The following is a 12,194-nucleotide window of genomic DNA, read 5'->3' as shown; positions in this document are numbered from 1 at the left end:
TGGATATCTACAACGTGGAGCGGCCGCATCATGCGTTGAAATACAGAACCCCCGATGCAGTACATCGGGGGTTCTGAGTGGAGAAATGCTAGCCGAAAATGTGTAAACCTATTTCAGGACTAGACACTCTTTTGCCGCCAGATATAAAAAAGCCCGGGTCAGTGACCCGGGCTTTTTGCTGCGGCTTGCGTCAAGAGAAGCAAGCTTGCAAGACGTAGAAAATGGCGATGGCCAGGATGGCTCCTGCGGGCAGGGTAATGATCCAGGAGACCACTATGTTGCGCAGCACACCCAGATTCAGTGCCGCAATACCGCGCGCCAGACCGACACCCATGACGGCACCGACCAGAGTCTGGGTGGTGGAGATGGGCAGACCGGTACCGGAGGCAATCACCACGGTCGCGGCAGTTGCCAGCTGGGCGGCGAAACCACGGCTCGGGGTCAGGTGAGTGATACCGGTACCGACCGTTGCCATTACCTTGCCGCCCATGGTCGCCAGACCGATGACGATACCTATGCCGCCAAGGGGCAGGATCCACCATGCGATGGAGGACTGACCGGCGATCTCGCCACCTGACGCCACTATGGAGGCGACAGCAGAGAGCGGACCTATGGCGTTGGCCACGTCGTTGGAGCCGTGAGCAAAGGCCATGGCACAGGCAGTGATCACCATCAGGATGCCAAATACCTTCTCCACGTTGGCGAAGTGCATCTTGCTGTCATCTTGCGGGTTGTACTTCTGGCCGCGAATGTAGAGCCAGCCGGCAAACGCCACGGCGATGGAGATGGCGACGGATAGCATGATCCCTTCGCCGTCGGTGAGGTGCAGACCGACGTGGGTCAGCCCCTTCTTGATGGTGACCAGACAGATCACCAGCGCTGTCAGGAACATGTAGAAGGGCACGTAACGCTTGGCGTTGGCCAGAGGATCATCTGTGTTGAAGATGAGCTTCTGCACGCTGATGAACATGAAGTAGGCGATGATGCCGGAGATGGCCGGAGTGATAATCCAGGAGCCGACGATGCCGCCGAACTTGCTCCATTGCACCGCTTCCGGACCAATGCTCACCATCGCAAAACCGACGATGGCGCCAATGATGGAGTGGGTGGTCGAGACAGGCCAGCCAAAGTAGGAGGCCAGGATCAACCAGGAGCCCGCCGCCAGCAGAGAGGCGATCATGCCGAGCACCAGCAGATCCGGTGTATCGGCAAAGGCATTGGTATCTATGATGCCATTGCGGATGGTGGCGGTCACTTCACCGCCCGCCAGATACGCACCGGCAAACTCGAAGATCATGGCGATGATGATTGCCTGACGGATAGTCAGGGACTTGGTGCCGACCGATGTGCCCATGGCGTTGGCCACGTCATTCGCGCCTATACCCCAGGCCATCAAAAAGCCGAACAAGGCCGCCACGAGCACCAGAGTAGTGCCGTAATTCGCGATAATGTCCATTAATAGTGTTTACCCAGTCAGTCGATTACGAACGAGCCAGCATCAGTTCCAGACGGGCGCCAACGCGCTCGGCCTGGTCTGCCAGGTCACCTACCCATTCGAGGATCTTGTAGAGGAACATAACGTCGATCGGATTGTACTTCTGCTCAACGGCTTGCAGCTGTTGGCGCAGCCCGATCTGCATGGTGTCAGTATCGTCCTCGATAAGATCCAGCTGGTGGATCATCTCGGCAACCATTTCAACTTCTCGTCCTTTGAAGCCGGTTTCGAGCAGCTCATCGAGTTCTCCGATGGCTTTTTCGGCTTGGGCGGTCGCATCGATACAACGTTTGAGATAGGCCATGAAATCGGCGCGCATCTCGGCAGGGAATTCCATTTTACGACCAAGCATGCGACCGGAGATATCCTTGGCACGGTTGGCAATCTTGTCTTGCTGAGTCAGCAGCTCCAGCAGGTCGGTACGGGCGACCGGCAGGAAGAGACCACGAGGCAGTTTCAGACGAATTTCACGTTTGAGGATGTCCGCCTCTTTTTCCAGCTGGGCGATATGTTCCCGAATCTTCTCGGCATCTTCCCAACGGTCTTCGGCCACGGCATCAAAGAAGGGGATGAGCTGCTCGCAGCACACGTGAACCTTGACGATATGCTTCTGTAACGGCTTGATGGGGGACTTGGCAAAAAGCCCCAAAATAGTATTTACTGGCATGGTCAAACCTGTGTCGGTGAAAAAACACTCGATACGATGTTATGAGGCGCGCAGGATAACCGAACTGCGCCATCAATAAAACCGTGAATTAATCCTGATGTATCGCAGGCATTATATCCTCGCGTTCAGTATCATGCCCCCCCAAGTTGCCTGCCAGCCCGGAATGACTATGCAAACTGAGATCGAGATAAAGTTTTTTGTCTCACAAGACATTCAACAATCATTATCCAACCTGCTGAATTCTATTGAAATTATATCCAATGCCCAGGTGGAGCTTGGCAATGTCTATTTTGATACGCCGACCCTGGATTTACGTTGGCTCGAAATGGGATTACGCATTCGTCGCAGTGACGATTTTGCCGAGCAGACGATTAAATGCCGGGGTCAGGTGGTGGGGGGATTGCACGCCAGGCCTGAATATAATGCCCCTGTGCATGGGGATGTTCCGCGGCTATCTGCCTTTCCGGACGAGATCTTCCCGAGTCTGACTGTCCGCGACGAGATTCAGGGCAAGCTGGTTGCCCAGTTCCGTACCGATTTCCTGCGTCGTCACTGGCTGATTGCCTTCGAGGGAGCCGAGATCGAGCTGGCCTGGGATCAGGGCGAGATCGTCGGCTCGCTGGGAAAAACGGCCATCAACGAACTGGAACTTGAGCTTAAATCCGGCGATGCCAGCGCCCTGTTCGCGCTGGCAGAACGGCTGACCGTGCTGGGTGGTGTCAGGCTGGGCGCGCAATCCAAGGCGCAGCGCGGCTATCGGTTGGCAGGGCTCGGCAAGCCGCTGGCGTTGCAATCCTTGCCTGTGGTCAATGGGGTCGATGCCGCTATACGCCTCACCTCGGGCCTGCAGCATTGGCAACATCATGAGCAGTACTGGCTGGAACAGGCGGACCCCGAGCAGCGACGCCTGGCGCTGCAAGAGATCCGGCAAGGTATTGCGCTTGTCATCGAGGCAGCCGATACGCTGGTGGCACCGGCCTGGCTGGCGGCGCTGACCGACTTGTCGACTCATCTGGCCTTGCTGGCGCAAGACGTGGCCGAACCTGAGTGGCAGACGGCACTGTCTGCTCTCTTCCATCGGGCTGACTATGTGCGGCTGCAACTGGCCATCGCCGCCTGGTTGCACGCTACTGCATGATGCTTGTGCCCGGCGGGCGTGACGGGTAGTGACGAAAAAGGTGAGCCCGGGCTCACCTTTTTCATGGTCGACACTCTCATCACAGGCGAAGGCTTCAGACTTGGGTGTAGACCAGTCCTGTGCTGCGGACCATGTCTTCCCCCTGGCAGAGTTGCGCCAGCCCGCTGGTGTCACAGGGCTGGCCGTTGTGCTCGATACAGAACTCGAATCGGGTCTGGGACTTGATGGGGGTATGGTCCGGATTGGCGGTAGTCGCCTGCCACTGCCACTGTTGCAGCGTCTCTATGGCGACCTCGCTGAACTGTTCGTCACTGCGAGCCAGTACGCGGATCTGCTCGGCTTGACCCGCTTCATTGATCACATACTCGAGTGAGGTGCATCCCATCTTTTCGGCCAGAATGGCCTCCTTGGGATAGCGTGACTCCACTCTGGTCAGGGGGGTCCACTGGGCATTCACATCCGTGATGTTGCTCAGGGGGAGTGAGGTGAGGTGCACGCTCTGGGTCTGGTGACTGCAACCGGTCAATACGCACAGGGCGCCCAGTAAAAGAGTGGCTTTCATGTTCGCTTCCCTTCGTTCGCTTTATTGTTCCTGGCGGGGGCCGCCCGCCGCTCGGCAGGGTTATTAATAAAATATTCAGCTACGAATGAAAACCCTTTGTGGGCGGCAGGCCATAAAAAACCGCCTTTCGGCGGTCTTTTCATCTTTTTCTTACTCAATAGTATCCAATGTCATCCGGGCTCGGTCTGGTCTTGAAGCGGCGATGTAGCCACATGTACTGCTCGGGGGCCTTGCGTACTGCGGCCTCTATCTCTTTGTTGGCACGGGTGGCATCGACCACGTCATCGCCGCTGGGGTAGTCCGCCAGAGGGGCGCCTATGTGCAAGATATAGCCCTCTTTTGTGCGAATGTTGTAGCAGGGCAGGGTAACTGTGTTTTTCACCCGGGCCAGGGTGGCGGTCCCTGTGATGGTGGCCGCCTGCTCAACGGCGAAGTAGGGGACGAACACGCTGGCGTGGGAGCCGTAGTCGTGATCCGGGGCATACCAGAGGGCGTCGCCGTTGCGCAGCGCCTTGATCATTCCCTTCACGTCCATGCGGTCCACCAGATATTTGTTGGAGGCGCAGCGACCGTGGTACTGGGCATATTCCAGGACAGGATTGGTGTTGGGGCGGTAGACGCCAACCCCCGGCCTGACCAAGCCGAAGCAGCGGGCGTTGAGCTCCAGCGTCAGAAAATGGCAGGAGAGCAGCAGCATGCCCTGACCCTTTTCCATGGCGGCGATGACGTGCTCTTCCCCTTCTACCTTCATCAGATTGCGCATGCGCCAGTCGGGCCAGAACCAGGCCATACCCACTTCGAAGATGGCGCAGCCAACGCTTTCGAAATTCTGCCTGAGCAGCTTCTCCCGCTCATCCTTGGTCAATTCCGGCATGGCCAGTTCAAGGTTGCGGCGGGCAATTTTGACGCGGGATTTCAACAATACGCGGGCCAGGGTGCCCAGTTGACGGCCCAACCACATCTGGCTGCGCCAGGGCAACAATACCAGCAGCCAAAGCAGGCTGAGGCCAATCCAGCTCCCCCAATAACGGGGATGGAACAGATGGGGTTCGAGGCGAGGGGCGTGTTCGTGGGCCATGAAAAATCTCTTGTTCGCAATCGCCATGATCTGGAGAGTCCAGCCAAAAAGGGGAGGCGATAAAGGCTCGTGGATATCCTGATTGGATAGTTTTACTGGCAATCGGGGGATTCTAGCCGAAAAGCGGGGTCGGGTGCGAATGGCCTCTCGCCTGGTCAGAGCTGACATGGCTGGTCCATGTCTGCTCACTGTGTCGGCTCACGGTAGCGAAGCAGGGCCGCGTGCTTTTTTCACACCCCGCAAAAGAGTGTGATAAAATCGGCGGCTGATTTTTCAGGTTTTGAGAGTCGATACAGATGAAAATCACCCTGCCCGAGTTTGCAAAAGCCCGCGTTCTGGTCGTTGGCGATGTCATGTTGGACCGCTATTGGCATGGCCCCACCGGCCGGATATCGCCTGAGGCACCGGTGCCTGTGGTCAAGGTTGAGCACATTGAGGAGCGCCCGGGTGGCGCCGCCAACGTGGCCCTCAACTCCGCCGCTCTGGGCGCTCATGCCGTTCTGCTTGGCCTGACCGGTCAGGATGAAGCGGCCGATGCCCTTGCTGGCCAGATGGCTGGCGTCAAGGTCGCCTGTGATTTCGTTCGTCTGGCCGACTATCCGACCATCACCAAGCTGCGGGTGCTCTCCCGCAACCAGCAACTGCTGCGCCTCGACTTCGAAGAGGCTTTCCACGATGTCGACTCCACTCTGCTGATGAACAAGGTGGAGCAGGCGCTGCCCAACAGCGACGTGATGATCCTCTCCGATTATGGCAAGGGAGCCCTCAACGACGTACCCGGCATGATCCAGCGTGCCCGCTCCGCCGGTATTCCTGTGCTGGTCGATCCCAAGGGGACCGAGTTTGAGAAGTATCGCGGCGCCACCCTGCTGACCCCCAACATGTCCGAGTTCGAGGCCGTGGTGGGCAAGGTGAAGGGTGAAGAGGATCTGGTCGCCAAGGGACTGGCGCTGGTCAAGCGTTTCGAGCTGGAAGCCCTGCTGGTCACCCGCTCCGAAAACGGCATGACCCTGATCCGCGAAGGCCAGCCCGAGCTGCACCTGCCAGCCCAGGCCCACGAGGTCTACGACGTGACCGGTGCCGGTGATACCGTCATTTCCACCCTGGCCACCTCGCTGGCCGCCGGCATGAGCCTGGACGAGGCCTGTGCCTTGGCCAACACCGCCGCCGGTATCGTGGTCGGCAAGCTGGGTACCTCCACCGTCAGCCCGGTGGAGCTTGCCAATGCGCTCTACACCGAGCAGGAGACCGGCTTTGGCGTCATGTCCGAGGCTCAGCTCAAGATTGCCGTGCAGGCTGCTCGCCTGCGTGGCGAGAAGGTGGTGATGACCAACGGCTGCTTCGACATACTGCACGCCGGTCACGTCTCCTACCTCGCCAATGCCGGCAAGTTGGGAGATCGCCTGATAGTGGCGGTCAATACCGATGACTCCGTCCGTCGCCTGAAAGGGCCGGGTCGCCCGGTCAATTCGACCGACCGTCGCATGGCCGTGCTGGCCGCGTTGGGGGCCGTGGATTGGGTGGTGCCCTTCGCTGAGGATACGCCCCAGCGGCTGATCGCCGAAGTGCTGCCCGACCTGCTGGTCAAGGGGGGTGACTACAAGCCGAAGGATATCGCCGGTTATGATGAAGTGACTGCCAACGGCGGTGAAGTACGCGTGCTCAACTTCGAAGATGGCTGCTCCACCAGCGACATCATCAAGACTATCCGCGAACGCGGCTGAGTCAAAACCCGGCCCAGGCCGGGTTTTTTATGTCTGGCCCGCACCGGAGTATGGAAGTCTCGCGGCGTTCACCAGTCTGCGGCAAGAGAAGCGGCCGGTGCGGACAATAGAAAGCGGATAACAAAAAGGCGACCCTAGGGTCGCCTTTTTACTGGATGCGAGTCGGGATCAGGACTTGTTCTTGACCTGAGCGGCAGGTATCAGTCCCTGGTTTACTTCCTCCAGATCTTTCTGCTCCAGCGTGCCGGCGGCCTGCTTGAGGGAGAGGATGCTGAGAATGTAGTTGTAACGGGCTTCGGAGAGTTTCTGCTTAGCCTGGTAGAGCTTGCGGGTAGAGTCCAGCACGTCGACTATGGTGCGGGTACCGACCTCATAACCGGCCTCGGTGGCCTTGAGGGCGCTGTCGGCGGAGATGACGGACTGGCCGTAGGCGCGTACCGAGCCGATGCTGGCGTTCACGTTGTTGTACGAGGAGCGCACAGTGCTCTGCACAGAGCGGAAGCTGCGTTCCAGCTGCTCGCTGGCCGCCACGTAATTGAACTGGGACTGCTTGACCTGGGAGGTGGTCGCGCCACCCGTGTAGAGCGGCAGCTTGAAGTTCAGGCCAATGTTGCCCTGATTGCTGTTGCTCTCGGGGTTGCGGATCTCGTCCTTGTAATCGCTATAGGTGCTGGAGAGACCGGCACCCAGATCCAGCGTCGGCTCGTGACCGGTCTTGGCCAGATCGATCTGCTCCTTGGCGATGTCTTTACCGATGCGGGCGCTGTGCAGTTGCAGGTTCTTGTCCAGTGCCAGCTCCAGCCATTTGTCGGAGTTGAACGGCGTCTTCTGCGGGCTGAAACGCTCGGTGTTGAGTACGTCCAGCTGACGGTGGTCGATGCCGGTCAGCTCGCGCAGACTCTCGTAGCTGTTGTCCAGCGTGTTCTCGGCATTGATCTCGTCCGCCAGTGCCTGATCGCGCTCGGCCTCGGCCTCATGCACGTCCGTGATGGCGGTCAGGCCCACTTCGAAGCGCTGCTGGGTCTGCTCAAGCTGACGTTCTACGGCGGCCTTGTTGGCGCGGACGAATTCCAGTGTGTCCATTGCCTTGAGCACGTTGAAATAGGCCTGGGCGGTGCGCAGCATCAGATTCTGGATTTCGAGGTTGTAGGCCACGTCGGACTGGGTGGCGCTCTTCTCGGTCAGGTCCAGGTTGACCCAGTTGCTGCGACGATAGATAGATTGATCCAGCGAGAGGGAGCCAGTAGCGTTGCTGTTGGTCTGGGTATCACCCTTGTTTTGCAGGTAGTTCAGGCCGGCTCCCAGATTGATTTGCGGCAAGAGGGCTGCGCGGGATTCATTGATCTTCTCGAAGGCTTGGTCACGCTTGGCCTTGGATTCCTGCAGTTGGGTGTCCTTGATCTGGGCTTGTTGGTAAATGTCGAGCAGGTTCTCGGCGTGGGCGCCGGCGCTGACGCCCAGCAACACCATGGCTGACAAGAGTGTTCTTTTCATAGATCGTTTTAACCTTATGTATTAACCCAAAGCTGTCGCTGGATGAAGGAGGGGTATTGTCACTGAGCAAGCTTGATTTCAGCTTAATCACTCTACTATAAGCAAAATATTATGATAACTGTCTCTTTTCCAGCGACAGGAACGTCAAGCACGAGGGGGAGTTTTCTCCCCCTCGTGCCTAGCCAAATGTCCTGTGACTGCTAAAATCCATCCCTCATCTCCGTCGGGAACGAGTGAATGAATGTTCATTCATGTTCTCGGATTTTATGGTCAAACCGAGCCAAGTCAAGCTGGCGGGAGTCTCGTATGTCGCAGCAAGCCTTGCCCCAAACCCGTCACTATTCTGCTGATGATGTAAAAATTATCGAGAAATCATCGGGATATAACGGCTTCTTCAAAGTAAATGTCTATCGCCTGCAACACAGGTTATTTGCGGGGGGCTGGAATGAGCCCATAGTGCGCGAGCTGTTCGAGCGCGGCCATGCGGCCGCGCTGCTGCCCTATGATCCTGTGCGCGACCAGATAGTGCTGGTGGAACAGTTTCGCATCGGCGCCATCGAGACCAGTTCCACCCCCTGGCTGCTGGAGCTGGTGGCCGGCATCATAGATGAAGGGGAGACTGCCGAGGTGGTGGTGCGCCGGGAAGCGGTGGAAGAGGCGGGGATTGAGGTCGGTCGCTGCGAGCATGCCATCAGTTATCTGGTGAGCCCGGGCGGCAGTACCGAGCGTATAGAGGTCTATGTGGGCGAGGTGGATGCCAGCAAGGCCGAAGGGATCCACGGTCTGGCGGAAGAGGGCGAAGATATCCGGGTTCACGTGGTGAGTCGTGAGCAGGCCTATGCCTGGCTCAAGGAGGGGCGCATCGACAATGCGGCTTCCGTCATCGCACTGCAGTGGCTGGCCCTCAATCACGGCGAGCTGAGGGCTCGCTGGCTGGCGGAGCGCTGAGGTGGTGAGCGTCCAGCAGCAGGGCAAGCGCTATGTGCCTGATTTGATGTCCTTGCAGCGTACCTGCGAGGTGAATTACTCACGGGTGTTGATTGATGGAGCTGCGCTATGCCGTTAGTCCAGAGCCCGATGAAACGCTATGTGCCTGACTTGATGTCCTTGCAGCGCACCTGCGAGGTGAACTATATGGCCTTGATGAAACTGCTGCCGCCGGGCGGCACAGTCGGGGCCGAACGCCGCTATCAGGTGGGCAACGGCCTGCAGTTCCAGCTCACTGTCAGCGAGGAGAGCCGCTTCACCAGCCAGGTGATCCTGGCACAGCACAACCCGGAATTACCGAGCTACTTGCAGGCTCGCATCGAGATTCGTTTGTATCATGACGTGCGGATGGCGGAAGTGTGTGCGGCGCAACAGATTTCGAGGTTGCAACCACGTTATGATTATCCCAATAAAAAAATGCACCAGCGGGATGAAAAGGAGCAGGTAAATCTGTTTCTGGCCGATTGGCTAAGATTTTGTCTCAGACATGGTACCAGCCTGATCAACATCCTCTAGTTGAACTTATACAAAGAAGCGTGATTTTGGAAACAGAGCTACCCCAGGCGCAGGACGGCAGTGTGCGCCTGTTACAAATTACCGACACCCATCTCTTCGCGAGTGCCGAGGGGAGGCTATTGGCTGTGCGCACCGCAGAGAGCCTGGCTGCCGTGCTGGAACAGGTGCAGGTCAATGAGCATCCGTTCGACCTGATCCTGGCCACTGGCGATCTGTCGCAGGATCACAGTCCGGAGTCCTACCAGCGCTTTGCCAGCATGATGGCCCCGCTGGCGCGCCCCATCTACTGGTTGCCCGGCAACCACGACGACGGCCCCCTGATGACCGAGTACCTGCATGCGGCAGGGATCAGTGAGGCCAAGCAACTGGTGGGCGAACACTGGCAAGTGATGCTGCTCGATACCCAGGTACGCGGCAAACCCCATGGCGTGCTCGGCGATCACCAACTGGCGGCGCTGGACAGCGCACTGCGTCAACATCCCGAGCGCCACGCCCTGATCGCCCTGCACCATCAGGCTGTGCCGGTCGGTTGCGCCTGGCTGGATCAGCACAATCTCAAGAATGCCGACGACTTGTTCGCCGTGCTGGCTCGTCATCCCCAGCAGAAAACCATCTTGTTTGGCCATGTCCATCAGGAGTTTGACGAGGTGCACCGCGGGGTGCGGCTGATTGCCAGCCCCTCCACCTGCATCCAGTTCAAACCGCTCAGCGATGGTTTCGCGCTGGATGAGTCCGGCCCTGGCTGGCGCTATCTCACCCTGCATCCCGATGGCCGGGTGGCGAGCCAGGTGTGGCGCCTGCCAGTGGGGCAGTTTGTGCCAGACCCCGATGCCACCGGTTATTGAGGAGAGCATTGCATGAAGTCGGTTCTCCTTTATCTGCACGGTTTCAACTCTTCGCCAGGCTCTGCCAAGGCGCAGCAGATGGCTGCCTGGGTGGCCGAATACAGACCCGACATCGAGGTCATTATTCCGGCCCAGCCCAATACGCCTGCCGCTGCCTGGGCTGCCATCGAACAAATCATCGAAGATGTCAGTGCCCGTCATGGCGCCCATCTCAAGCTCGGCGCCGTGGGCAGCTCGCTCGGCGGTTTTATGGCGACCCGAGTGGCCGAGCGCTATGGCTGCCGCGCGGCCCTGATCAATCCGGCGGTGCGCCCCCATGAGCTGCTCTGCGACTATCTGGGCCCCCAGACCAATCCTTACACCAATGAGTGCTTTGAACTGCTGCCGGTACACATGGACGAACTGAAGGCGTTGGCGGTACCTGTGACGGCGCCTGAACGGCTCTGGATCCTGCAACAGCAGGAGGACGAGGTGCTCGACTATCGCAAGGCGCTGACCGAATATCAGTTCGCCCGTCTCTCGCTGGAGTGCGGCGGCAATCATGCCTTCACCGGGTTTGAACGCTATCCCGCCCAGATCATCCACTTTCTCGGGCTCTAGCGATGCAACCGCCGTTGGCCACCTTTCTGGAACAGGTGCTGGCCACGGCGCAAGCAGGCCTCACCTATTCCAAGGATCCCTTCGATATTGGCCGCTTTGAGGCGCTCAGCGCGGCCACGGTCGCCCTGATTGCCAGTCATAGCGACCTGAAACCGGACGCCATCACCGAGTGGATCGACCTCGATCGCGGCTACCCCACTCCCAAACTGGATGTGCGAGCCCTTATCGTTGATAAGGCTGGCCATATCCTGCTGGTGCAGGAGCGCAGCGACGGTTGCTGGACCCTGCCCGGCGGCTGGTGTGATATCGGTGACTCGCCAGCCGATGCCGTGGTGCGCGAGGTAGTTGAAGAGACTGGCCTCGAATGTCGGGCCGTGCAGCTGCTGGCTCTGTTCGACAAGCTCAAGCACCCCCATCCGCCCCAGCTGCCCCACGCCCACAAGGCTTTCTTTTTGTGCGAGGTGATCGGTGGCCAGCTGCTCGGCGAGACCGATGAAACACAAGGTGCCGGTTACTTCCCCATCGACGACTTGCCTGAACTATCCCTTCATCGGGTGGTGGAGCCCCAACTGCGCACCCTGCATGCCCATCTTTTGCAAGGGCGGCGCGAGACGCTGTTCGACTGACCCGATTGGCGGGCGCATCAGCTAGCAAGGAGGCTGGATGATCAAACGCATTGGCAAGACCCGGATTGAGGAAAAGCACAGGGCCAGCTGTCACTGCGGGGCCGTGGTACTGGAACTTACCTTGCCGGATGGGGTGGTGGATCCGCGCCGCTGCGACTGCTCCCTCTGCCGACGGCGTGGCGCCATCGTCGCCTCTGTACCGCTCTCGGGCATCCGCATCCTGCAGGGAGAGGCTGAACTGCGCTGCTACCAGTTCAACACCCGCACCGCAAAGCACTACTTCTGCAGCGTCAGCGGCATTTATACCCATCACCAGCGCCGCTCCAATCCGGCCGAGTATGGTTACAACCTTGCCTGTCTGGAGGGGGTCAACCCGTTCGAGCTGGCTGAGGTGCCGCTGCGCGACGGGGTAAACCATCCGGCCGATCGAGGGAAATAGCCACAAGGGCGTCATCCGCAGAT

At 58.9% G+C, this 12,194-nt stretch carries 13 protein-coding genes; 8 read left to right on the top strand and 5 right to left on the bottom strand.

Annotated features, from left to right (window positions below):
• Positions 1 to 190 precede the first annotated feature (190 nt).
• Complete coding sequence (locus GWQ27_RS21370; protein WP_021140559.1) at positions 191 to 1,456, bottom strand: inorganic phosphate transporter; 1,266 nt, start codon at positions 1,454 to 1,456, stop codon at positions 191 to 193.
• A gap of 25 nt (positions 1,457 to 1,481) precedes the next feature.
• Positions 1,482 to 2,162, bottom strand: a complete 681-nt coding sequence (locus tag GWQ27_RS21365; protein ID WP_021140558.1) for a TIGR00153 family protein — start codon at positions 2,160 to 2,162, stop codon at positions 1,482 to 1,484.
• 169 nt (positions 2,163 to 2,331) lie between these two features.
• On the opposite strand from GWQ27_RS21365, the gene GWQ27_RS21360 reads away from it, so the two are divergent.
• Positions 2,332 to 3,300, top strand: coding sequence for a CYTH domain-containing protein (locus GWQ27_RS21360; RefSeq protein WP_169046855.1), 969 nt, complete (start codon positions 2,332 to 2,334; stop codon positions 3,298 to 3,300).
• Positions 3,301 to 3,394: 94 nt separating this feature from the next.
• Here GWQ27_RS21360 and GWQ27_RS21355 read toward each other — a convergent pair whose 3' ends face one another.
• Both GWQ27_RS21355 and lpxL read right to left on the bottom strand, forming a co-directional pair.
• The gene (locus tag GWQ27_RS21355) at positions 3,395 to 3,862 is read right to left on the bottom strand and encodes an energy transducer TonB (RefSeq protein WP_021140556.1); all 468 of its coding nucleotides are present in this window, start codon (positions 3,860 to 3,862) and stop codon (positions 3,395 to 3,397) included.
• Between the two features lie 154 nt (positions 3,863 to 4,016).
• Positions 4,017 to 4,940 (bottom strand): LpxL/LpxP family Kdo(2)-lipid IV(A) lauroyl/palmitoleoyl acyltransferase, encoded by a 924-nt coding sequence (gene lpxL / locus GWQ27_RS21350; protein WP_275908271.1) that lies wholly within the window; start codon positions 4,938 to 4,940, stop codon positions 4,017 to 4,019.
• Between the two features lie 296 nt (positions 4,941 to 5,236).
• On the opposite strand from lpxL, the gene hldE reads away from it, so the two are divergent.
• On the top strand, positions 5,237 to 6,664 hold the full coding sequence (gene hldE / locus GWQ27_RS21345) for a bifunctional D-glycero-beta-D-manno-heptose-7-phosphate kinase/D-glycero-beta-D-manno-heptose 1-phosphate adenylyltransferase HldE (RefSeq protein ID WP_265421024.1): 1,428 nt from the start codon (positions 5,237 to 5,239) through the stop codon (positions 6,662 to 6,664).
• A gap of 168 nt (positions 6,665 to 6,832) precedes the next feature.
• On the opposite strand, the gene tolC is transcribed toward hldE, so the two are convergent.
• Positions 6,833 to 8,158, bottom strand: a complete 1,326-nt coding sequence (gene tolC, locus GWQ27_RS21340; protein ID WP_011898310.1) for an outer membrane channel protein TolC — start codon at positions 8,156 to 8,158, stop codon at positions 6,833 to 6,835.
• A 306-nt stretch (positions 8,159 to 8,464) separates the two neighbouring features.
• On the opposite strand from tolC, the gene nudF reads away from it, so the two are divergent.
• The 6 genes from nudF to GWQ27_RS21310 all read left to right on the top strand — a co-directional run bounded on the left by nudF (position 8,465) and on the right by GWQ27_RS21310 (position 12,171).
• Positions 8,465 to 9,106: an ADP-ribose diphosphatase gene (gene nudF / locus GWQ27_RS21335; protein WP_005313918.1), complete on the top strand. Its 642-nt coding sequence runs from the start codon at positions 8,465 to 8,467 to the stop codon at positions 9,104 to 9,106.
• A gap of 108 nt (positions 9,107 to 9,214) precedes the next feature.
• A complete protein-coding gene (locus tag GWQ27_RS21330) occupies positions 9,215 to 9,661 on the top strand; it encodes a DUF1249 domain-containing protein (protein ID WP_005313915.1) in 447 nt (148 codons plus the stop codon).
• 26 nt (positions 9,662 to 9,687) lie between these two features.
• Positions 9,688 to 10,506 (top strand): 3',5'-cyclic-AMP phosphodiesterase, encoded by an 819-nt coding sequence (cpdA, locus tag GWQ27_RS21325; RefSeq protein ID WP_011898312.1) that lies wholly within the window; start codon positions 9,688 to 9,690, stop codon positions 10,504 to 10,506.
• Between the two features lie 12 nt (positions 10,507 to 10,518).
• Positions 10,519 to 11,106, top strand: coding sequence for a YqiA/YcfP family alpha/beta fold hydrolase (locus tag GWQ27_RS21320; RefSeq protein WP_275908270.1), 588 nt, complete (start codon positions 10,519 to 10,521; stop codon positions 11,104 to 11,106).
• Positions 11,107 to 11,108: 2 nt separating this feature from the next.
• Positions 11,109 to 11,732, top strand: coding sequence for an NUDIX hydrolase (locus GWQ27_RS21315; RefSeq protein WP_219591705.1), 624 nt, complete (start codon positions 11,109 to 11,111; stop codon positions 11,730 to 11,732).
• A 37-nt stretch (positions 11,733 to 11,769) separates the two neighbouring features.
• Positions 11,770 to 12,171, top strand: a complete 402-nt coding sequence (locus GWQ27_RS21310; RefSeq protein WP_275908269.1) for a GFA family protein — start codon at positions 11,770 to 11,772, stop codon at positions 12,169 to 12,171.
• Positions 12,172 to 12,194: the final 23 nt, after the last annotated feature.

This window comes from Aeromonas sp. 5HA1 (assembly GCF_029237245.1).
Lineage (GTDB): Bacteria > Pseudomonadota > Gammaproteobacteria > Enterobacterales > Aeromonadaceae > Aeromonas > Aeromonas salmonicida.
Note: the sequence above shows the minus strand (reverse complement) of the source record. Positions and strands in the feature narration are given on the sequence as shown.